Annotated in this window: 18 protein-coding genes; all 18 read left to right on the top strand. The window is 29.1% G+C overall.

Translation table 11 applies throughout. The annotated features are described in order from the left end of the window. The first annotated feature begins 80 nt into the window (after positions 1–80). Positions 81–2,273 (top strand): NAD-dependent epimerase/dehydratase family protein, encoded by a 2,193-nt coding sequence (locus BD821_RS03420; RefSeq protein WP_104409327.1) that lies wholly within the window; start codon positions 81–83, stop codon positions 2,271–2,273. Next, a complete protein-coding gene (locus BD821_RS03425) occupies positions 2,266–3,171 on the top strand; it encodes a hypothetical protein (RefSeq protein WP_104409328.1) in 906 nt (301 codons plus the stop codon). The genes BD821_RS03420 and BD821_RS03425 overlap by 8 nt, the downstream gene beginning before the upstream one ends. After that, entirely contained in the window at positions 3,164–4,981 is a 1,818-nt protein-coding gene (locus BD821_RS03430; protein ID WP_104409329.1) for a DUF2194 domain-containing protein, read from the top strand. The genes BD821_RS03425 and BD821_RS03430 overlap by 8 nt, the downstream gene beginning before the upstream one ends. An 8-nt stretch (positions 4,982–4,989) precedes the next feature. Continuing rightward, on the top strand, positions 4,990–6,399 hold the full coding sequence (gene pelF / locus BD821_RS03435; protein ID WP_104409330.1) for a GT4 family glycosyltransferase PelF: 1,410 nt from the start codon (positions 4,990–4,992) through the stop codon (positions 6,397–6,399). 7 nt (positions 6,400–6,406) lie between these two features. Beyond that, entirely contained in the window at positions 6,407–7,795 is a 1,389-nt protein-coding gene (gene pelG, locus BD821_RS03440; protein WP_242971456.1) for an exopolysaccharide Pel transporter PelG, read from the top strand. A 43-nt stretch (positions 7,796–7,838) separates the two neighbouring features. After that, entirely contained in the window at positions 7,839–8,453 is a 615-nt protein-coding gene (locus BD821_RS03445) for a copper homeostasis protein CutC (protein ID WP_104409332.1), read from the top strand. Between the two features lie 273 nt (positions 8,454–8,726). Beyond that, complete coding sequence (locus BD821_RS03450) at positions 8,727–9,755, top strand: LacI family DNA-binding transcriptional regulator (RefSeq protein ID WP_104409333.1); 1,029 nt, start codon at positions 8,727–8,729, stop codon at positions 9,753–9,755. Between the two features lie 244 nt (positions 9,756–9,999). Beyond that, positions 10,000–11,172, top strand: a complete 1,173-nt coding sequence (locus tag BD821_RS03455) for a phosphopentomutase (RefSeq protein WP_104409334.1) — start codon at positions 10,000–10,002, stop codon at positions 11,170–11,172. Positions 11,173–11,271: 99 nt separating this feature from the next. Further along, positions 11,272–12,090: a purine-nucleoside phosphorylase gene (locus BD821_RS03460; RefSeq protein WP_104409335.1), complete on the top strand. Its 819-nt coding sequence runs from the start codon at positions 11,272–11,274 to the stop codon at positions 12,088–12,090. 19 nt (positions 12,091–12,109) lie between these two features. Beyond that, on the top strand, positions 12,110–13,435 hold the full coding sequence (locus BD821_RS03465; protein WP_104409336.1) for a pyrimidine-nucleoside phosphorylase: 1,326 nt from the start codon (positions 12,110–12,112) through the stop codon (positions 13,433–13,435). A gap of 101 nt (positions 13,436–13,536) precedes the next feature. Continuing rightward, positions 13,537–14,298 (top strand): YdcF family protein, encoded by a 762-nt coding sequence (locus BD821_RS03470; RefSeq protein ID WP_169993946.1) that lies wholly within the window; start codon positions 13,537–13,539, stop codon positions 14,296–14,298. Between the two features lie 265 nt (positions 14,299–14,563). Further along, positions 14,564–15,490 carry an ROK family protein gene (locus BD821_RS03475; RefSeq protein WP_104409338.1) on the top strand — a complete coding sequence of 309 codons (927 nt, stop codon included), beginning with the start codon at positions 14,564–14,566 and terminating at the stop codon, positions 15,488–15,490. An 11-nt stretch (positions 15,491–15,501) separates the two neighbouring features. Further along, positions 15,502–16,119, top strand: coding sequence for a GntR family transcriptional regulator (locus BD821_RS03480; protein ID WP_104409339.1), 618 nt, complete (start codon positions 15,502–15,504; stop codon positions 16,117–16,119). 165 nt (positions 16,120–16,284) lie between these two features. Then, entirely contained in the window at positions 16,285–17,394 is a 1,110-nt protein-coding gene (locus tag BD821_RS03485; RefSeq protein WP_029452679.1) for an ABC transporter ATP-binding protein, read from the top strand. Positions 17,395–17,408: 14 nt separating this feature from the next. Then, positions 17,409–18,971, top strand: a complete 1,563-nt coding sequence (locus BD821_RS03490; RefSeq protein ID WP_104409340.1) for an ABC transporter permease/substrate-binding protein — start codon at positions 17,409–17,411, stop codon at positions 18,969–18,971. A 250-nt stretch (positions 18,972–19,221) separates the two neighbouring features. Next, on the top strand, positions 19,222–20,313 hold the full coding sequence (eutH, locus tag BD821_RS03495; RefSeq protein WP_104409341.1) for an ethanolamine utilization protein EutH: 1,092 nt from the start codon (positions 19,222–19,224) through the stop codon (positions 20,311–20,313). 297 nt (positions 20,314–20,610) lie between these two features. Continuing rightward, positions 20,611–21,990, top strand: a complete 1,380-nt coding sequence (locus BD821_RS03500) for a radical SAM/SPASM domain-containing protein (protein WP_104409342.1) — start codon at positions 20,611–20,613, stop codon at positions 21,988–21,990. A gap of 195 nt (positions 21,991–22,185) precedes the next feature. After that, a complete protein-coding gene (locus BD821_RS03505) occupies positions 22,186–23,424 on the top strand; it encodes an ABC transporter substrate-binding protein (protein ID WP_104409343.1) in 1,239 nt (412 codons plus the stop codon). The last annotated feature ends 12 nt before the right edge of the window (positions 23,425–23,436 follow it).

Below are 23,436 nucleotides of genomic sequence, written 5' to 3' on the forward strand. Positions count from 1 at the left end.
ATCATAAAACAAACCATGAAGGTACATAAAGCAAAATGTTTATGATAAAATAGAAGGATAGAACATAAGGAGGACAAGCTATGAAGATATTAATAGCGGGTGGCTATGGATTTATAGGATCTACAGTTGCAGAAAGATTTTATAAAGAAGGAAATGAAATTTATATAATAGATAACTTATCCAGTGGAGATGCAAATAATGTAAAAGTAAAACATAAATTTTATAATTTGGATACTAGTGATAAAAAGTGTGAGGAAATATTTAAAGCTATAGCTTTTGATATGGTTATATATCTTGCAGAATGTGGAAGTATAAATGTACTAGAAGAACATCCAAATCTAGATGAATGTTTAAGTGTATCAGGACTTATAAATATACTAACTCTTTCAACTAAGTTTAATATAAAAAAGGTTTTATATCTATCTTCAGCTTTAGTTTATAGTGATAAAGGAAGCTTGCCACATATAGAAGAAGATATTGTAGATGCAAACTCACCTTATGGAATTTTGAAAACTACAGGTGAAATGTATTGTAAAAAATGGTCAGAAATTTATAATCTGAATGTAGTTATATTAAGAGTGTCTAGTGCCTACGGGCCAAAGCAAAAGTCTATAGATGGTGGAAATTATATTTGTGAATTTATAGAAAGGAATATAAGTGAGGACGAAGTAGTTGTGTATGGAGATGGAACTCAAACTAAAGATTATATATATATAGAAGATGTAGTAGATGCAATATATAAATCCATGAGTTCTAGCTTTAGCGGAGTATTAAATATATCATCAAATGAGCAACATAGTGTAAATGAGATATTAGATTTAATAAAAGATGAAAAACCTATAAAAAGTGTTATTTATTCTAAGGACAAGTGGTGGGACATAAAAAACATGCAATTAGATAATAATAAGGCAAAGAAAATATTAAATTGGAATCCAAAGTATCCTTTAAAACAAGGAATAAAACTTACATATAAGTGGTCGAAAGAGCAACTTGAACAAGATAAGAATAAAATATCAAAAAGTAATATTAAAGATGAGAAAAAAGATGCACTTTTTAGTTCAAAATATATTCCTTACATAGAAAATATGTTAGGATTTTTAGTATTATATTTTTTAACCTCTAAATTTTCAAATAGTATGTATGGAGACAGTAATTTTAATTTTTCTATAGTGTATATTGTTTTAATTGCCATAGTGTATGGAACAAGACAAGCTGTAATTTCTGTTATACTTTCCACCTTATTATCTATATTTAATTTTTTGCATTTAGGTGGAGATATTGTTTCATTTATATATGAACAAAGACATATAATTCAGATCTTAATGAACATAATAGTTGGACTTGCTATTGGATACAGAATTGATAAATTAAATTCTGATATAAATTCAAAAGATATGGAGATATCTAGTGTAAAAGAAAAATATAACTTTTTGGAGATTATATACAACGAAACTTTGATAGTAAAGGAAGAGCTTAGTGCACAAATATTAAATTCACAGGATGTATTTGGGAAGATGTATAAGATAACAAAAGAATTAGATAAATTAGATGTAGAAGATATATTTCAAAATGCTGTTGATATAATAGAAGAAGCTATGAAAACTAAGACTGTAGCAATATATGCATCAGGTGTAAATAGTAAATATTTAAGGCTAGTTTCAAAGTCAAAAGATTCGAACTTAAACATAAAAGGTTCTGTTAAAAAGTTGGATTATAAAAACATTATTGAAGAAATTAAAAGGGATGGAATATATATAAATAGGAATCTAGAAAAAGGGATACCTATGTTTATATCTCCTATATTAGATGAAAGCGGAAATGACATAGCTTATGTATGTGTATATAATGTTGAATTTAATTATATTACACTGTACTTTGAAAATTTATTTAAGATAATAGTAGAGCTTGTTAAAAGTTCTTTATTAAAAGCTTATGCTTACGAGATAGCTATAAATAAAGAAAGGTTTATAAAAGATACTAGAATATTAAATGATAATGCATTTAAAACTATATATCTTAGTAAAAAAAGATTAAAAGAAGAAAAGAACATACCTTATATATTAGTAAAAGTAAAATCTTTCACGTCTTTTGAAGAATTAAATTATAATGCTTTAAATGTTATTAGAGACACTGATTATATAGGAGCTATAAATGATGGTGTGTATATAATATTATCTAACACAAAAGCAAAAGACTATGAAAGTATTGTAAAAAGATTAAGGGAAGGGAATATAGATACAGAATTTATAGATGAGGGTGGGCTAATTGAATAATATATTAATAATAAATACTATCCTTTCTTTTATTATATTATTTATAAATCTAATATTAAAAAGATCTAAAGGTTACACTTTAAATAAATTTATTATATCTATAACTTTACCTATAGCAGGGCCTCTTTATTGTATTGTGACATGGATATTTAAATATAAAGATTATAGTAGAGAAAATATTAAAGAGTATGAAAATTATATAAGAGAAGAAATGGATATAAAGCATATAAAAGATGTAAATAAAGAAAAAGAGATAAACATGATACCACTAGAAGATGCACTAATATTAAATACTAACTCTAAAAAAAGAGAGTTAGTTATAGAAATGATAAAAAAAGAGAATAGCATTAATTATATACATGCTTTAAAAAATGCTTTAGAAGATAGTGATACTGAGACCTCTCATTATGCGGCAAGTGTAATTACAGAATTAAGAGGGGAGTTTAATAGCAAACTAAAAGTTTTTAAAGAGCAATTTGCTTTAGGAAATAAGGATGAAGACTTTTTAAAGGAATATATTAATTGTTTAAATGAATATTTAAATAGTGGTTTTTTAGATGTAAAAAGCTATCATCGATACTTAAAAGTTTTCGATGAATTACTAGAAGTTTTATTAAAGGTTAATCCTTCATCTAAAGAGGATTATTATATATTTATAATTGATTCTAAATTGAGCTTAGAAGATTATGATAATGCAAAGGTCTACTGTATGAAATTTTTCGAAAATCATAAAGATACAGAAAATACATTTTTATCATTTATGAAGCTTTTTTATTTAACAAATGATAAAAAAAACTTTTATATTATGTTAGAGGCACTTAAAAAATATCCTATAAAGTTATCAAATGAGGCGCTTAATATAGTGAGGTTTTGGTCAAGAGGAGATAAATATGAATAATAAAAAAATAATAGTTACAATTTTAGTTGGAATATTTTTTTTAGCTTTAATAACTAAGGGTATAAGTTCAGAGTCTATATTAAAATTTGTGAAAAATATAAATAAATACGATTCACTAGAAAAATATGAAGTGAAAAATATAGATACTAGCAATTTAAAAAAGGAAAAATACATACTAATTTATGATGAAAATGATAAGGGAAGCATAATTATTAAAGACAATGTTGCTAAAACTTTAAGTTATATGCAAAAAGATAGCGTAGATATTGAAATTTCAAAATTAATGGAAGTTGATAACTCTTCAGATGGATATATAATATGTAGTGAATTATTAGAAAGTATATCTAAAACAAATGAAATTATAAGTTATGTTAAAAATGGTGGCAGTATATTTTTTGCAAAAAGGCCCTTAGATTCAGAAAAGCTAATGGAGATTAAAGAGAGCTTAGGAATGGAAAGTATAAAAAATTTAAAAAATGCAATAGGTATAGATGTAATAAGTGATTTTATGTTAGGTGCAAAGGGGTATATTACAAAGGAAGATTTTATAAATAATTCCTCTTTAGATGTTAGTTTAAAAGAACAATCAAAAGTACATTTAAAGGATAGTAATGGATTACCGTTGCTCTGGGAGTACAAGTTAGATAAGGGGAAGGTTGTAGTTTTTAACGGAACTATGCTTGAAGAAAAGATTAATAGAGGGGTTATAGCTGGAGCACTTTCGCTTATGAAGGATAATTTTATTTACCCTATTGTAAATTCTAAGGTGGTTTTCATTGATGACTTCCCATCTCCTATACCAATTGGGAAAAATCCATTAGTATATAATGAATATAAATTAGAAACAGACAAGTTTTATAGGGATATATGGTGGTCTGATCTTATAAAGTATTCAAAGTTATATAATGTAAAGTATAGTGGATTTATAATAGAAACCTACAATAACAATACAAAGGCACCTTTTAACGAAGAGGATCAATCTAAAAATAAAAATGATTTATTACTATATGGCAGAGAACTTTTAAGAAATGGTGGTGAGATGGGAATACATGGGTATAATCACCAACCTTTAGTAATGAAAGATTATATAAAAAGTGATTTAGGATATAATTCATGGGATAACATAGAAGATATGAAGGAAGCTTTAAATGAGGTTTCAATATATACTAAAAGTATTTATGATGAATATGAAATAAGAGCTTATGTTCCACCTTCTAATATCTTAAGTAAGGAGGGACGGGAAGCCATAAAAAGCGTCTTACCAGATATAAAAATAATTTCATCGTTATATTTTGGAAATGAACAGGGTGATTCTTATATACAAGAATTTGAAATAGCAAAGGATGGAATAATAGAATTTCCAAGATTTACTTCAGGGTATGAAGAAAGTAATGAACTTTATTGGAGTATTTATAATGGGGTAAATTCCTTTGGGATAGTATCACACTTTGTGCATCCCGATGATGTTTTAGATGTAGAAAGAAACTCAGGGAAGTCATGGTCTAAGCTTACGGAGGAATTCGGAAATATATTTAAAACTGTTAAAGAAAAATACTCATGGATGACACCTAGGAAAATATCAGATGCAGGAGAAGCTTTAAAGAATTATTTAGATATGGATGTGTATATTAAATATAAAGATGACCAGATGATAGGGTATATTGATAATTTTAGAAAGGAAGGTTACTTTATACTTAGGAGTAATGAAAAAATAGGAGGAACAAAAAATTGTGAAATTATTCCATTGGAAGATGAGGGATATATAATAAAAGCTTTAGGGCCTGAATTTTCTATAAAGATATTGAGGTAGGTGGTATAGTGAAAATATGTATTATTGCGGAAGGTAGCTACCCTTATGTAGTTGGCGGAGTTTCTAGTTGGATACAATCCCTTATAAGTAGTATGAAGGAACATGAGTTTGTAATATATGCTATAGGTGCTGAAAAAAAGGATAGAGGAAAGTTTGTTTATGATATGCCAGAAAATTTATTAGAAATAAAAGAAGTCTTTATAGATGATTTTCTCGATTCTAAAGGTAGGTACGGAACTAAGCTTAAGATAAATGAAAATGCTAAAACTTCTTTTTATAACTTAATAATAGGGAACAAAACAGATTTTCAACCTATTTTTACATTTATCAAGAAATTAGGATATAAAGATATAGGAAACTTTTTTATGAGCAAAGAATTATTTGATATTATAACTAAGGCTTATGAAGAAAACTTTGAATTTATACCTTTTACAGAGTTCTTTTGGAATGTAAGATCAATGCTTTTGCCGATTTTCTACATTATAAAATCTGACATACCAAAAGCAGATATATACCATAGTGTTTCTACTGGATATGCAGGAATCGTAGGTTCTCTTGCTAAAGATATGTACAATGTTCCTTACCTTTTAACAGAACATGGCATATATACCCGTGAGAGAGAAGAAGAAATAATAAAATCTACATGGGTAAAAGGAGTATTTAAAGATATTTGGATTAAGTTTTTTTATAATTTATCATACACTGCTTATTCTAGTGCTGATAATGTTATAACTTTATTTAATAGAAATAAAGAAGTGGAAATTGAGCTTGGCTGCAAAGAAGAAAAGATTACAGTAATACCTAACGGAGTCAATGTAAATGACTTTTTAAATATTCCTAAAAAGCCATTTAATGATGATTATATTAATATTGGTGCTGTGGTAAGAATAGTTCCTATAAAAGATATTAAAACTATGATTCAAAGTTTTGCTTTAGTAAAGGAAGAAATACCAAATTCTAAGTTCTACATAATGGGACCCATTGAAGAAAATAAGGACTACTATGAAGAATGTATTGAACTTGTAGATTCTTTAGAGGTACAAGATGTTATATTTACAGGCAAGGTTAATATAAAAGAATATGTAGGAAAGATGGATATTTTAGTTTTAAGTAGCATAAGCGAAGGGCAGCCACTGGCTATTTTAGAAGGAATGGCCATGTCAAAGCCATTTGTAGCTACTAATGTAGGTAGCTGCAAAGAGTTACTTTATGGCAGCAATGATGGTATAGGAAGGTCCGGATATATAGTGCAATCTATGAACTATGAGGATATGGCAAGTAATATAGTAAGACTTTCTAAGGATTATGAATTAAGGAAGTCTATGGGTCACAATGCCTTTGAAAGAGTATCTAAACACTACACTTTAGAATATTTCATAGATAGGTACAAAGATCTTTATAAAAATATGAAGAGGTGATTTGAAAGTGGCAGGAATAGGGTTTGAACTTAAGAAATTGTTTAATAAAAAAGGCTATTTTTATAGTTCAAGAGCATATATTTATTCGACTATAGTTAGTGCAGCACCTCTTATTTTATGTACACTAATGGTGACTTTTATACAGCTTTTATTAACATTTATTAAAGTGCCATTTATGGAAGGACAATTATTTTTAGCATCTGTGGTGTATGCATTTATATTTTCTCAAATAATAACTAGTGGATTTACTATGGTAATAACAAGATATATATCAGATAGGTTATTTTCTAAGGAATATGACTATATACTTTCTTCTTTATATGGAGTTTTAACATTAACACTTGCAGTAGGTGCTTTGATTGGAGGAGTATTTTATTATATCTCGCCGATAGAAATTAATATTAAGATTGCATCTTATGTATTATATATGGAACTTATAATGTTATGGGTAGAGTTTGTATATTTATCTGCATTAAAAGATTATACTAAAGTTGCTAAGGCATTTTTTATAGGTGTTGCAGTAACTATGATGTTAGCTTTCTTATTTATAAAGATTAATACTTTAAATATAGTATTATATATGTTACTAGCAATGGATATTGGAATATTTATAACAGTTATAATGCTTCTATATTACATAGAAAAGTTCTTTAATGTAGAAAATAATAAATACTTTGATTTTATACGATACTTCAAAAGATATCCTTCATTATTTTTAATAAATTTATCTTATACCCTTGGAATATATATACATAACATTATATTTTGGAATAGCAAATTAGGGGTATCAATATATAATACCTATAGATATGCTCCACTTTATGATGTGGCAGTATTTTATGCCTTTTTAAGTGGAATACCTTCTATAGTTACATTTGTAGTTTCTGTAGAAACAAGTTTTTATGACAAATATAAGATGTATTATGGATTTATAACAAATGGAGGTAATTTTAGAGACATACAAAGAGCTAAGAATGATATGACAAATACCCTATGGCGAGAAATACTTCATATCATGCAAATTCAACTTGTGTTTACAATTCTATTTTTATTACTAGGAAAAATTATACTTCCACGATTTGGCGTTATAGGTATTTCCCTTGACATGTTTAATATCTTAGTTATTGGAGTGTATTGTAATATGATGATGTTGGTATTTGTATTATTACAACTTTACTTTGATGATAGAAAAGGTGCTTTGATGGTAACTTCCATATTTATATTAAGCAATATAATTTTAACTATATGTACTTTGTTTCTTGGAACAAATTATTATGGGTTTGGATTTTTCGGAGCTGCATTTATAAGTGCTACTATTGGATTTTTAAGATTGTCTTTATTTATGAGAGATATAGATTATCATACATTTTGTTCTCAACCTGTAATTTCAAAGTAAAGGAATGATTTTTAAATAGATTATATTTTAAGGTGGGATATTTATGGATTTAAAATTGGAATGTTGTGTTGGAAATTTTAATGATGCAAAAAGAGCAGATATATTAGGTGCACATAGAATAGAACTATGTGACAATCTTTTAGAAGGGGGTACAACCCCTAGTTTAGGTACAATTTTAATGGCAAAGGAAAAATTAAATTCTGATATTATGGTTATTATAAGACCAAGAGGTGGCAATTTTAATTATAGTAAGGACGAATTTGAAATAATGAAAAAAGATATAATTTATTGCAAAGAATCTGGCGTAAGTGGAGTAGTATTAGGGATCTTAGATGATGAAAATAATATTGATATTAATAGGACAAAAGAACTAGTGGATATGGCAAAGCCTATGGAAATAACATTTCATATGGCTTTTGATGAAATAAAAGATAAAAAGGTTGCTATAGATAATTTGATAAAACTTGGGGTAAATAGGATTCTTACAAAGGGTGGAGCAAAAAGCGCTATTGAAGGAAGAGATTGTATAAGGGAACTTATAAATTATTCGAAAGATAAGATAATTATAATGCCTGGTGGAGGAGTAACTAAAGATAATTATAATGAATTAGTAAAATATACTGGAGCTGTAGAGGTTCATGGGAGCAAAATTGTATAGTTATTTATGTAGTTTACCTAAATTTTTATAAAATATATGTAGGATAATTTAAAATTCATGTAAAAATTATAGTAGGTACTTGAATTAAATGAGAAAATAGGTTATTATTATTACGTGAAAGCGGTAACATCGCTAAGTATGGTTTAGGGAGAATGTTCCTGTTTAAGTTATATATTTAAAGGCGTTGGAGCAGGATTTGATCAAAATATGTAGTGACTATTCATATTTTGATATCGTATTCAAAATCTGCACTAAAGCATAAGGGGGATTAATATGGCCATTACAATAAGTGATATTGCAGAAAAGGCAGGAGTATCATTAGCTACTGTATCCAGGGTACTAAATGATTCTGGGTATGTAAAAGAGGAAACTAGGATCAGAGTACAAAAGGTTATAAAAGATCTAAACTATACTCCAAGTGCTATAGCAAGAAGTTTATCTAAAAATAAGACTAATACCATAGGGGTTATAGTTCCGGATATTGTTAACCCATTCTTTGGAGAGGTTATTAAAGGGATAACAGAGGTTGCAGAGAAAAGTGGTCTTAATATAATATTATGCAATACTGATGAAAGCAAAGAAAAAGAGTTAAGAGCTCTTAAGGTTTTAACAGAACAGAGGATACAAGGAATAATAATAGCTCCAACCTCAGCAGAAGATGAATTTAATAGTGAATATCTTAAAACCTTGGAAAATATGGGGATACCAATAGTATTAGTAGATGGTAATGTAAAATATACTACCTTTAATGGTGTCTTTGTTGATAATATAAAAGGAGCTTACGAAGCTACAGAAGCTCTTATAAAAGAAGGTCATAGAAAAATAGGTGTAATAACAGGACGTATGAATTCTAAACCAGCAAAAGATAGGTATCTAGGGTATCAAAAGGCATTACTTATGAATAACATATCTTTAGATGAAAAATACACATTTTATGGAGATTACAAAGAGGAAACTGCGTATAAAATAACTAAAGATATAATAAAAATGAAGGACAGACCTACGGCTCTATTTGTCTGTAGCAATATGACAACTCTAGGTTCTCTTAAGGCCATATATGAGGAAAAGATAAATATTCCAGAGGACATTTCATTAGTGGCATTTGATAAAGTTGAGATATTAAATATACTTGGATTTAATATAAGCTACGTAAATGGACCATCTGTGGAGATGGGTAAACTTGGTATGCAAATGCTTGTAGATATATTAAATAATAAAAATAAGAATGAAATAAGAAGGATTACCTTATTGCCTAATCTAGTGCTAAAGGGATCAGAAAAATATAAAATTAGGCAAAAGTAATAATAAGTAACTTCATAATAAACGAAGGTATATTTAAGGTTTTTAAAATAGTATTTTGAAAACCTTAAATTCATTTTATCAAGTGAGTCTTAGAAGAACTTATCCAGGGGCGTAGCAGCCGTCATCCCCCACCTTGAAGAGGACAGGAGTGTTACGGATGGTAGCCATCGGATAAATATAGGATAGACGAAAGCGCTTACAAAGATATAATATATTTATTGAATATTTAGGGAGGGGACATAAAATGATAGAAAGAATTATATGGATAGTTTTAGATAGTGTAGGAATAGGAGCGTTACCAGATGCAAATAAATATGGTGATGAAGGGGCTAATACACTAGGAAATGTATCAAATTCAGTAGGGGGACTTAAAATACCTAATATGGAAAGGCTAGGACTTGGCAATATAGATGGAATTAAGGGAACAAAATATAATAAAAATCCTATAGGCTGTTATGGTAAGTTTGAAGAAATGTCTAATGGCAAGGATACAACTACTGGGCACTGGGAAATGGCAGGAGTTTATTTAAAAGAAGCATTTCCAACTTATCCAGATGGTTTTCCACAGGAAATAATTGAAGAATTTGAAAGATTAACTGGAAGAAATATTATAGGAAACAAACCAGCCTCCGGCACAACTATCCTTGAAGAACTAGGACAAGAACATATGAATACAGGGAAAGTTATAGTGTACACATCAGCAGATAGTGTATTTCAAATAGCTGCACATGAAGATATAGTTCCATTAGATGAATTATATAAGATGTGTGAAATAGCAAGAGGCATTTTAAAAGATCAGCATGCAGTAGCAAGAGTTATAGCAAGGCCTTTTATTGGAGATGCTCCAAACTTTGTAAGGACATCTAACAGAAGAGATTTTTCATTGTTACCACCTCATGATACAATACTTGATATACTAAAAAATAATGGATTAAATGTTATGGCTGTAGGTAAAATTGAAGATATATTTTGTAAAAAGGGTGTTACTGAAGCAGTACATACAAAAGATAATATGGATGGTATAGATAAAACTTTAGAATATATGAAAACGGATAAAAAGGGATTAATATATACAAATCTTGTGGATTTTGATATGAAATGGGGTCATAGGAATGATTTTATATCCTATGGAAAAGGGCTAGAGGAATTTGATAATAGACTTTTAGACATACTAAATGAAATGAAAGACAGCGATGCCCTATTTATAACTGCAGATCATGGATGTGATCCTACTGTACCTGGAACAGATCATACAAGAGAATATATACCGTTTTTAGCTTATGGAAAAGAGTTAAAAGAAAATGTTAATATGGGAATAAAAAAAGGATTTTATAATATGGGGCAAACTATTGCAGATATCTTCAGCGTAGAAAAAGTTAAAAATGGAGAAAGCTTTTTAAAAGAAATAATTAAATAGTAAGATATGTTAAAAAGGTTTAAGTGAAGAATAGACATAGGTTCACAAGCTTTTCAAGATATTTTAATAATAAATAATAAAAATTAGGAGGTTTTGTTAATGGAATTAATGGCAAAATTAAATGAGGCAGCAGACTATATAAAAGGAAAAAGTAAGTATAAACCAGAGATAGCTATAATATTAGGATCTGGACTTGGTGCTATAGCAGATAAAATAGAAGAGGCTGAAAGCTATTTATATACTGACATACCACATTTTCCAGTATCTACTGTACAAGGTCATGAAGGAAGACTTGTTATAGGTAAACTTCAAGGAAAGGTAGTTCTTGCTATGCAAGGAAGATTTCACTATTATGAAGGGTATGATATGAAGGATGTTACGTTCCCAGTAAGAGTTATGAAACTATTAGGTATAGATAAACTTATAGTGACTAATGCAGCTGGATCTGTAAATACAGAATTTGAGCCAGGCAACTTGATGCTTATAAAAGATCATATAAACTTTTCAGGATCAAATCCACTTATAGGAAAAAATTTAGATGAGTTTGGAGCAAGATTCCCTGATATGTCTAATCCTTATGACGAAGACTTAAGAAATAAAGTTAAGGAAATAGCTAAATCTATTAATATTGATCTTAAAGAAGGGGTATATACATTATTTAGTGGTCCTACTTATGAAACACCAGCAGAGGTTAAAATGGCTAGAATACTTGGGGCAGATGCTGTTGGAATGTCAACTGTACCAGAGGTTATTGTTGCAAATCATAGCGGGATGAAAGTAATAGGAGTATCCTGTCTAACTAATATGGCATCAGGTATATTAAATCAACCATTAAATCATCAAGAGGTAATGGAAACTTCAGCTATGGCTAGAGAAAAGTTTATTAATTTAATGGAAAATATAATAAAGAATCTATAAGAGGGTAGGGTGATAAATTATGAGAATGTACGATATTATAACAAAAAAAAGAAATGGTGGAGAATTAACTAAAGAAGAGATTAGATTTTTTGTAGAAGGATATACTAAGGGAGAAATTCCTGATTATCAAGTTTCATCCTTAATGATGGCTATATACTTCCAAAAGATGAATATGAGTGAAACCTCAGAGCTTACTATGGCTATGGTAGATAGTGGTGAAACTATAGATCTGTCTAAAATAAAGGGAATTAAAGTGGATAAACATAGCACAGGAGGAGTAGGAGATACTACTACACTAATAGTAGGCCCTATGGTAGCAGCAGCTGGAGTTCCTGTGGCTAAGATGTCAGGGAGAGGTCTTGGACACACAGGAGGAACCATAGACAAATTAGAATCCTTCCCAGGATTTTCAGTAGAAATGTCCATAGAGGAGTTTATGTCTAATGTTAATGATAAAAAGATAGCAATAGCTGGTCAAACAGCAAACCTTGCTCCAGCAGATAAAAAGCTTTATGCTTTGCGTGATGTTACAGGTACTGTAGATAATATGTCACTTATTGCAGGGAGTATTATGAGCAAGAAAATAGCCTCAGGTGCAGATGCTATAGTTTTAGATATTAAAACAGGTAGTGGTGCATTTATGAAAGATGAAGATAGTGCTTTTGAATTAGCAGATGAAATGGTAAAGATAGGTACACATGTAGGAAGAAATACTATAGGTGTAATAACTGACATGGATCAACCTTTAGGTTTTGCGGTAGGTAATGCTCTAGAGGTTATGGAAGCTATAGAAACATTGAAAGGACATGGACCAGAGGATTTAACAGAGTTATGCTTAACATTAGGTGCTCACATGTTAGTTTTAGGGGAAAAGGCTGCTGATTACGAAAGCGCAAGAGAAATCCTTAAAGAAGTAATAAAGTCAGGTAAAGCCTTAGAAAAACTTAAAGAGTTAGTTGAAGCTCAAGGTGGAGATGGAAGATTTGTGGATAATCCAGGATTATTTGAAACTCCTTCCATAATAAAGCCTGTATTTGCAAAAGAAGAGGGATATATAAAATCTATAAAGGCAGATGATATAGGCATAGCGGCTTTAGTTTTAGGGGCTGGAAGAGAAACAAAGGAAAGTGTATTAGATTTATCCGTCGGAATAATGCTTCATAAAAAGATAGGGGACTTCGTTAAAAAGGGTGAAGCTATAGCAACTATATATGCAAATGATGAAGGTAAGAGACTACAATCTGAAGAAAAAGTGCTTAAAGCTTATACCATAGTTTCAGAAAGTATTGAAAAGAAAAAACTTATAAAAGGAATAGTTACAAAAGATGGAATAAAGAAATTTTAACATAACTTTTCAAAAGTAACTTCGTATATATAAAGGATTAGTCTTAAATTTTAAATTAAGATTAATCCTTTATTTTATAATATATGGAAAGGATAAATTATATGAGTAAGATTATAAATTTAGTTTTAATGATAAGTGGTATAGTACTTTTAATTTATGGAATAATATTAAGCTTTTCAATAAATAGTATTTCTAAAATCATAATAATCATAGGTGCCATTGCCATAGTAACAAGTATTTTGAAATTTGTTTTAAAAAGATATGAAAAAATAGAGTATTTTCATTATATAGATTGCATAGTAAATGTGGTAGTTATATTGATATTAACATCAGTAATTATTGTAGAAGGTGCTATAATCAAAGAAGGTACTGTAAAGAACACTAGTATAACAGATTATATACTGGTTTTAGGAGCAGGGTTATGGGGGGATGTACCATCAGATACATTAACTAGAAGGCTAGATGGAGCAATTGAACTTTCTAAAGTTAATGATAATAGCGTAATTGTAGTTTCAGGTGGTCAAGGTTTTGGAGAAACAGTTACAGAAGCTGAAGCTATGGAAAGGTACCTTGTTTCTAAGGGGTTAGATAAAAATAGAATAGTTAAAGAAGAAAGTGCAACTAATACTAGTGAAAACATAATATTTTCAAAAGAAATTATGGATAGTAAATGGACAAGCAAAGAAAAATACAAGGTTACAATAATAACTAATAACTTTCATTGCTTTAGAGCAAAGTTTCTCTCAAAGAGGGCTGGGATTAATTCTGTAACCTATTCTGTAGATGTGCAAAAGGCAATAAAGCCTGCTTACTTTATTAGAGAATATTTTGGGGTTATTAAGTCTTATTTTGTTGATAGATAAATATAAGTTTTACAATAAGTTATAAGTAAAAATAAAAGGCTTTTACAAAGCTTTGTAATAATACTAGGACTATTACCTTTAAAGTGGTAATGGTCCTAATTTTATAGATATAGATAAAAATAAGCTTAATATTTGTAGATTCACATAAAAAGTTTAAATTTAATTAATAAGCTTAATTTAAATAACAATATATACTATAATAATGAGTAATATAAGTAATTTAAATAGGTAATTTATGATATTAGAATTAACGTAGGAGGAAAGTATGAAGAATATAGCTTGTTTTGATGTAGGAGGAACATTTATAAAGTATGCTTTAATAAATGAAGAAGGTAGTATTATATTTAAAGATAAGGTAGCATCACCTAAAGAAAATTGTAATGAAACTATACCAAGAGAAATGGTAAAGATAATAAAAAGATTTCAAGAAGGGCATAATGTAGATAAGGTAGGTATAAGTACAGCAGGTCAAGTAGACTCTAAAAAGGGAGAAATAGTCTTTGCTTCAGGAAACTTACCAAATTATACTGGAACTAAATTATCAGAGTATATTAAAAATGCTTTAGGTTTAGATACTTTTGTAGAAAATGATGTGAATGCAGCAGCAATTGGAGAGATGTGGAAGGGCGCTGGAAAGGGCCAAAAAAACTTTGCATGTGTAACTTTAGGCACTGGTATTGGTGGGGCAATAATTATAAATGGGAAATTATATAAAGGATCAGCTGGAGGAGCAGGAGAAGTGGGTCATACTATTTTAAATGAAGAAGGCGAAAAGTGTAATTGTGGTGGTAATGGGTGTTATGAAAGATATGCTTCTACATCCTCATTGATAAGGCAGTATAAAGAAAGAGCTCTTTTAGAAAAGATTGATGTGGATAAAGATATAAATGGTGAGAAAATAATGAAGCTGGTGCATAATGGGGATACTATTGCTTTAAATGTGTATGATAACTTTTTAAACCATGTTGTAAATGGTCTTGTTAGCATAACTTATGTGTTAGATCCTGGTACTATAATTATAGGTGGAGGAATATCAGCTGAGGGGGAAGAATTCTTCAAAGCCTTAAATTATAAGTTTAAAAATAAAGTTATGAGTTCATATGGAAGCTATACAAAGATTATACCTGCCGCTTTACAAAATGATGCGGGTGTATATGGAGCTTGTTACATAGCTTTAAATGAAATGTTGTAGTGGATATGAATATGAGAAAGGATTCAAATCCTGTATACAAAAATATAGCGTTAGACATTGCTAATAAAATAATAAACGGTGAGTTTAAAGTAGGAGAAAAAATAAGTGGAAGATCGACCCTTGCAGGTGTATATAATGTGTCCCCAGAAACTATAAGAAGAGCTATAGCTCTTTTAGAAGGCATGGATGTGGTGGCTAGCTTAAAAGGCAGTGGAGTTAAAATTGTATCAATATCTTCTGCAGAAAAGTTTATATCTAGAAATAATAATAATGAAAATATAAATGCAGCTAAAGAAAATGTCCTTGATATAATTAAACAAAAGAAAAAGTTAGATGAACAATTAGAAATGAATCTAAATAAAATATCGGATTTCATAGAAAGATTTAACAACATATCTCCATTTTTACTTATTGAAGTTAGTATAAAAGTTAATTGCAAGGTCATAGGAAAAAAGGTTAATGAAATACAGCTATGGCAATATACAGGAGCTACTATTATAGCTTATAGAAGAGAATTAAATACCATTGTATCTCCAGGACCTGATTATGTTTTTACCGCGGGAGATACAATAGTAGTTATAGGAAATGGAGAAGTATATGATAAGGTATGTGAATTAATTTATGATTAAACATAAAAAATTACAGTAATCTTTATAAAAGTAAATCTATAAAAATTAACATTGGTTCATAAAAGGTTCATTAAAACTTTACACAATAAAACCTTTACAGATTTTAGAAAGTAACAACTTTGTGTTAATATGAAGTTGTTACTTTTTTATTTTAGGAGTGGTGATATGATAGAATTCAAAAATGTAAGAAAAGATTTTGGCGGAGAGGACATATTAAAAAATATAAATTTTAATATAGAAAAAGGTGAACTTGTAGTACTTATAGGACCAAGTGGCTGCGGTAAGACTACATCACTTAAAATGATAAACAAACTCATTAAACCTACAGAGGGAATTATAAGCATAAATGGAGAAGATATATCGAAAAAAGATACCATAGATCTTAGACGTAATATAGGATATGTAATACAGCAAACAGGGCTTTTTCCTCACATGACTGTAGGTGAAAACATAGGAATAGTACCTAGATTAAAAGGCTGGACAAAGGATAAAACCAAAAGTAGAACTATAGAATTATTAGAGATGGTAGGCATGAAATATGATGAATATATAGACAGGTATCCAGGTGAACTTAGTGGAGGACAGCAACAAAGGATAGGTGTAGCTAGAGCCTTTGCTACTAATCCAGAGATAATATTAATGGATGAGCCTTTTAGTGCGCTAGATCCTATAAGTAAAAACCAGCTTCAAGATGAACTGTTTTCATTACAAGAAGAATTAAAAAAGACTATAGTTTTTGTAACTCATGATATGGATGAAGCTATTAAACTTGGAGATAAAATTTGTATTATGAAGGACGGTAATATATTACAATATGATAAGCCGGAAATTTTATTAAAGGATCCAAAAGAAGGGTTTGTAGAGGAGTTTATTGGTAAGGATAGAATCTGGAATAAACCAGAGCTTATAAAAGCTAAAGATATAATGATTGAAGATCCTGTAACAACAATCGAAGGGAGAACTGTGTTTCAAGCAGTTGGCATAATGAGACAGAAAAAGGTAGATAGTTTACTTATAGTAGATAGACAAAGTAATCTTCTAGGAATAGTAACTCTAAAGGTTATAAGAAGAGAAGAAAATGAGGCTTTAAAGCTTAAAGATATAATGGAAAGAGATATTATTTATGCAAATAAGGATGAATCTATTGTTGAAGTACTTACAAAGATGAATGAAGCTTCTATTGGATATATACCAGTTTTAGATAATGGTAAACTATGTGGATTGATCACAAGAAGCAGGCTGATAACAGTTTTAAGTAGCCAATATATAGATTAGGAGATGATAATAGTATGGCTTCAGTAAAAGAATTTTTTAGTTTTGTTTTATCTAGAAAAGGTGAAATAACGACATTAATATTAGAACATATACAACTTACAATTATGGCAGTACTTTTAGCAATAATTGTGGGAGTTCCACTTGGAATACTAATTAAAAGAAAAAGAAAGCTCGCAGGACCTTTAATTGGTATAGCCAATATAATACAATCCATACCTAGTCTTGCTTTACTAGGATTTTTAATTCCTGTTATGGGAATAGGAAGTAAGCCAGCAGTTTTTATGGTGTTTTTATATTCGCTATTGCCTATACTTAAAAATACATATACTTCTATAAAAAATATTAACCCAGATATGTTAGAAGCAGCTAAGGCCATGGGTATGAGAAGAAAAGATATGTTGTTTATGGTAGAGTTACCTCTAGCTTTACCAGTTATTATGACTGGTATTAGAATTTCAGCGGTAACAGCAGTAGGTCTTATGACTATTGCAGCATTTATAGGCGGAGGCGGACTTGGTTATATGGTATTTGCTGGAGTCCAAACTGTTAATAATAATATGATACTTGCAGGGGCTATTCCAGCTTGTATACTAGCACTTCTTATAGACTTCATTATAGGGAAAATAGAAAGGGTAGTTACTCCAAATGGAGTAAGTTCTACTAATGGAAATAACAATAAGAGAGATAAAAAAGTTTTAGGTGTAATTGCAGGAGTAATTTTAGTTGTTATTGTATTTGGATTTTCTAAATCCTTTTTTGGATCTAAAAACAAAATAGTTGTAGCGTCAAAAAATTATAATGAGCAACTAATTTTAGGAAATATGATAGCTACATTAATAGAAGAAAATACAGACTTAGAGGTAGAAAGAAAGCTTAACTTAGGAGGAAGTATTGTAACTTTTAATGCTATAAAAGCTAAAGAAGTAGATTTATATGTGGAATATACTGGTGTAGCTTTAATTAATATAATGAAACATGAGAATATAAGCGATAAAGATGAAGCTTATAAAGTAGTTTCAGAATCCTTTAAAAATGATTATGGCATTAAGTGGCTTAAACCATTAGGATTTAATAATACTTATGCATTAACAGTAAGACAAGATACAGCAGAAAAGTATAATCTTAAAACCTATTCTGATTTATCAAAGGTTAGTGGAGATCTTATATTAGGATCTACTATTGAATTTGCAAATAGACAGGATGGTTATTTAGGATTAAAGGATGCTTATGGGATGAACTTTAAAGATGTAAAGGCTATAGACGGAGGCCTTAGATATACTTCTCTTATGAATGATAATACTCAAGTAATAGATGCATTTTCAACAGATGGATTACTTGAAGCCTTCAAATTAAAGGTGTTAGAGGATGATAAAGGATTTTTTCCACCTTATTATTCTGTACCCATAATAAGAGAAGAAGTATTGAAAAAGCATCCTGAACTTGAGGCGGTTATAAATAAGCTAGCAGGAGAAATTAGTGAAGAAGATATGGGAAAATTAAACTATAAAGTGGATAAAGACGGAGAAGATCCAAGAAAGGTAGCAGACGACTTTTTAAGAGAAAGAGGTCTTATTTAAGTGTAAAATAGGATTATAGTAAATATAAACTCTAATTTTAATAAATATAAAAATCAGAGTATATATTTGATGAAAAATTATATCTAATAAAAACAGTGCAAAATACATGGGAATTATGTATTTTGCACTGTTTTTGGATTATAGGTTAAATAATTAATATCATAATTATTTTTCTTCATTTGTACAGAACTTTAGTGTATCATAGGTGTATGATTTATCAAAGCATTAACCACCTTAAGGAGGAGATAAAATGGACAAGATAATTTTAGGAATTATATGTTTTTTCTTTATATTTGGAGGTATAGATTTTGCTATAGGAAATAGATTAAAGGTAGGTGAAAAGTTTGAAGAGGGTTTAAAGACTATGGGACCACTTGCCATTGGGATGGTAGGTATTTATTCACTTTCTCCTCTTTTTGCTACGGTAATTACTACAATTATAAATCCTATTGCAAAACTATTTTCATTAGACCCATCATTATTTCCTGCTATGATATTAGCTAGTGATATGGGATCTTATGCATTAGCTAAAGAAATAGCTTTTAGTAAGGAAATGGGGATATTTTCTGGCGTAATACTTTCATCTATGCTAGGTACAACAATAAGCTTTACCATACCTATGGCCATAGGTATGGTAGATAAAAAAGACCATGAGTATTTATCAAAGGGCATAATGGCTGGAATAATAACAATACCACTTGGGTGTCTTGTTGGTGGGGTAATTCAAGGAATAGATGTAGCAACTTTAGCTTGGAATTTAATGCCTATAATTATTTTTGCACTACTTTTATCTGTAGGTCTTATACGTTACCCTAAGAAAGTTATGAAGTTATTTTCCCTTTTAGGAAAGGTAATAATAGGTATAGGGGTAACTGGACTTATTATACAAGGTATAGATATTATATTAGGTGTTAAATTAGTAAAGGGGCTTATACCACCAGAAGATTCAATTGCAGTAGCTGGAAAAATTGCATTTGTATTAGGTGGTGCTTATCCAATGATTTCTGTAATTAGTAGAATATTTAAAGAAACATTTAGACGACTTGGAAGACGATTTGGATTGGATTCAGTATCTGTTGCCGCATTCCTAGGGTGTTTTGCCAGCAATCTTTTAGTGTTTGCAAGCTTTAATGAAATGAACATTAAAGGAAAGGTACTGTGTACAGCCTTTAGCGTGAGTGGGGCCTTCGTTTTTGGTGGACAGATGGGATTTATATCTGCTAAAGAGCCTGAAACTTTAGGAGTTTTTATAATATCAAAATTAGTAGCTGGATTTAGTGCTATGATTTTAGCTAGCGTATTATTTGAAAGTGACTTTATAGAGGAAAAGATGGAAGCGTAAAATTGTAAAGTTCTCATTTTGTGGATGTGAATAGTAGAAATATAGTATATTTAATATATAAGTTCTTAGAATTTTTATTTATTAACAAAATATTAACAAGTTATATATTATTAATATCAGCCTGCAAGGTGTTAATGGTATTTGTTATATTGATTTAGCTATATATTTATAGCTATTTTTTTTTGAATAAACTATTAATATAAGAACAGTTCTTGAAAAATGATGGTATAAAGAATACAATTGGAATATACTCTAAGGTATAAATATTTTGATAACTAGAAGATAGGGGGAAATATTATGAGCATTAAAGAAACTGTTAAAAAAGGAGCAAAAGATGTTACATTATCTGCAATGGTGGATTTATTAGATAAAGATCCAGAAAAAAATGTAGATAAATTATATTCTTTAGCTAATAAATTAGCTAAAGGAAAAGAAGAAAAGGAACAAATACAGGGTGTATACAATCATTATAATAACAATCCAGTTACTCATAAATATATTCAAAATATATTAACTACTACTGATAAAAAATGTATGAAAAAGTTTTTTGTAAACTTTTTAGGAAATGCAAACTGGTATGGAATGCCTAAAAGAGCAAAGATTCTTGAAGAAGAAGGTACTAAAGTACCGTTTACTATATTAATAAGCCCATCCATGAGGTGTAACTTAAGATGCACAGGGTGTTATGCTGCAGATTATGATAAAAAAGATGATCTTACCTATGAAGAAGTAGATAGGATTATAGGTGAGGCTAGAGATCTTGGTATATACTATATAGTAGTGCTTGGAGGAGAACCTTTCTTTCAAGAGTATATGTTAGACATATATAAAAAATATGATGATATATTATTTACTCCATTTACTAATGGAACATTATTTGATGAAGAATTATCAGATAAGATTAGAGATTTAGGAAATGTATTTCCTATGTTTTCATTAGAAGGTTTTGAAGAAGAAACAGATAAAAGGAGAGGTAAGGGAACATTTGATAAAGTTATGAAGGGTATGGATCTATTAAGGGAAAGAGGAGTGCTATTCGGTGTGTCTTCCGCTACATCTAGGGCTAATATGGATACAGTTACCTCAGATAAGTTTACAGACATGCTTATAGAAAAAGGATCCAAAATGACTTGGTACTTTATGTATATGCCTATTGGAGATAATCCAGATGTAGGTGCAATGCTTACTCCAGAGCAAAGGATAGAACTTGGAAAAAGGACAAGAAATATTAGAAGTACTAAACCTTACTTTACAATAGACTTTTTTAACGATGCTCCCTATGTTGGTGGATGCATCGCAGGAAAATTCTATTGCCATGTAAACTCTAAAGGAGATGTAGAACCTTGTATATTTGCTCACTTTGCCTGTGATAACGTCAAAGATAAGAGCCTTATAGATGTATTTAGAGGACCATTTTTTAAAGAGCTTAGATCAAGACAACCATATAATGAAAATTTATTATTACCTTGTATGATGGTTGATAATACTAAAGTTATAAGAGAAGTAGTTGAAAAGACTGGAGCTTATGCAACACATCCTGGTGCTAATAGAATGATAGATAATGAAAAGTTTATGAAAGAATTAGATGATTACGCTAAAGACTTTAAACCTTATGCAGAAAAGGCATGGAAAGAAGATTTCAATTCTAAAGGAAATTATAAAATGTCAAAAGGCTAAATTAAGATTTAAATAATAAAATAACATAAATAACATATAGTCTATGTATTTATACATAGACTATATGTTATTATAATAAAATTTGATGCCTAAATATTATCTTTTTTTAAGATTCTACATATGAAAAATTTGCAGTATTAATTATAAATTGAAACATAGATATGATATACTAAATCTAAAAAAGGATGATTAAAAGTGAAAAAGAAAATTTTTATGTTTATATGTATAATATTAAGCATAATCTTTATAGTTTTTTATAAAACTTCTAAAAGGAACAGCGATACAGGTGTTTTAAAGGGGAATTTAACAATTATAGCTGAAGGTGAAAATTATAATTATCTATTAAATTTATGTGAAAAGTTTAAAAAGAACAATCCTAAGGTAAATATAACTATTAAAGAAATGGAAGAAGATTATTTTAAAAAAGGATTTGAAGATTCTTTAAAAAAACCAAACAATAATGCAGATATAGTAATAATGCCTTCGAGATATGTGAATTATTTCGGAAGTAAGTATCCCCTTTCTTTTTCAGAGGTTAATGAATTTATTTCAAGTTATAGGGATTCAATAAGAAAAGAGAGGATAGATCAAGTGACTATTGGAGATAAAATAATGGCCTTCCCATTTTATGACGAGCCAGTAGTTTTATATTATAATAAATTACTTTTAGATAGTAATAACTTAAAAATAGAGGATATAAGTACATGGAATCATATATTATCTTTAAAAAACAGTATGAATAATAATATATTAGCATACACAGGAGAAGATTATTTTGAATTTTACAATATACTTATAAATCAGCTTAAAGTAGATAAGTCTAAAAAAGACAATCATGTAAATGAAATAAAGGCAATGGAAGTCTTAAAAGAAATATTTAAAGATAACAGGGCTAGTATATTAAATGAAGATGAGGCAACTAAGTTATTAATAAATGGAGATATACCTTTTATCATAGGAAATAATAAAACATTAAATGAGATATATATAAATGTACCATCTAATAAAAAGGTAGAGCTTGGAGTATCTAAGATACCTAGCTTTGAGCCTGGTGGAAATAGAGATGTGTTATCATCAGGATATAACTTTGCCATAATGAAAGAAAGCAAAAACAAAAAACTTGCTGAAACATTTATTGAATTTACTTTATTAGAAAAGTATAGCATTTTAGAAGCAACCAATTCTTATAATATATTTTTAAACTATAACAAGTATCAAGATGAATCCATTTATAACACTAGTTATAGTTTTATAAATGAAAGAAAGCCTTTGAGGATATTAGATAATATTAATAGAAATGGCACATATTTAAAAATAAATATAAATGATTTAGAAAATAAGGATAAAATTAATGAAGATATAACTAAGATTATTAATAGTGAAAATAGTGTAGAAAAAGATATGGAGGATTTAATGGGAAGATATAATAAATAATCATTAAAACTC

Origin of the sequence: Clostridium algidicarnis DSM 15099 (assembly GCF_002934235.1) — a bacterium.
In the GTDB taxonomy this organism is placed as follows: domain Bacteria; phylum Bacillota; class Clostridia; order Clostridiales; family Clostridiaceae; genus Clostridium_L; species Clostridium_L algidicarnis.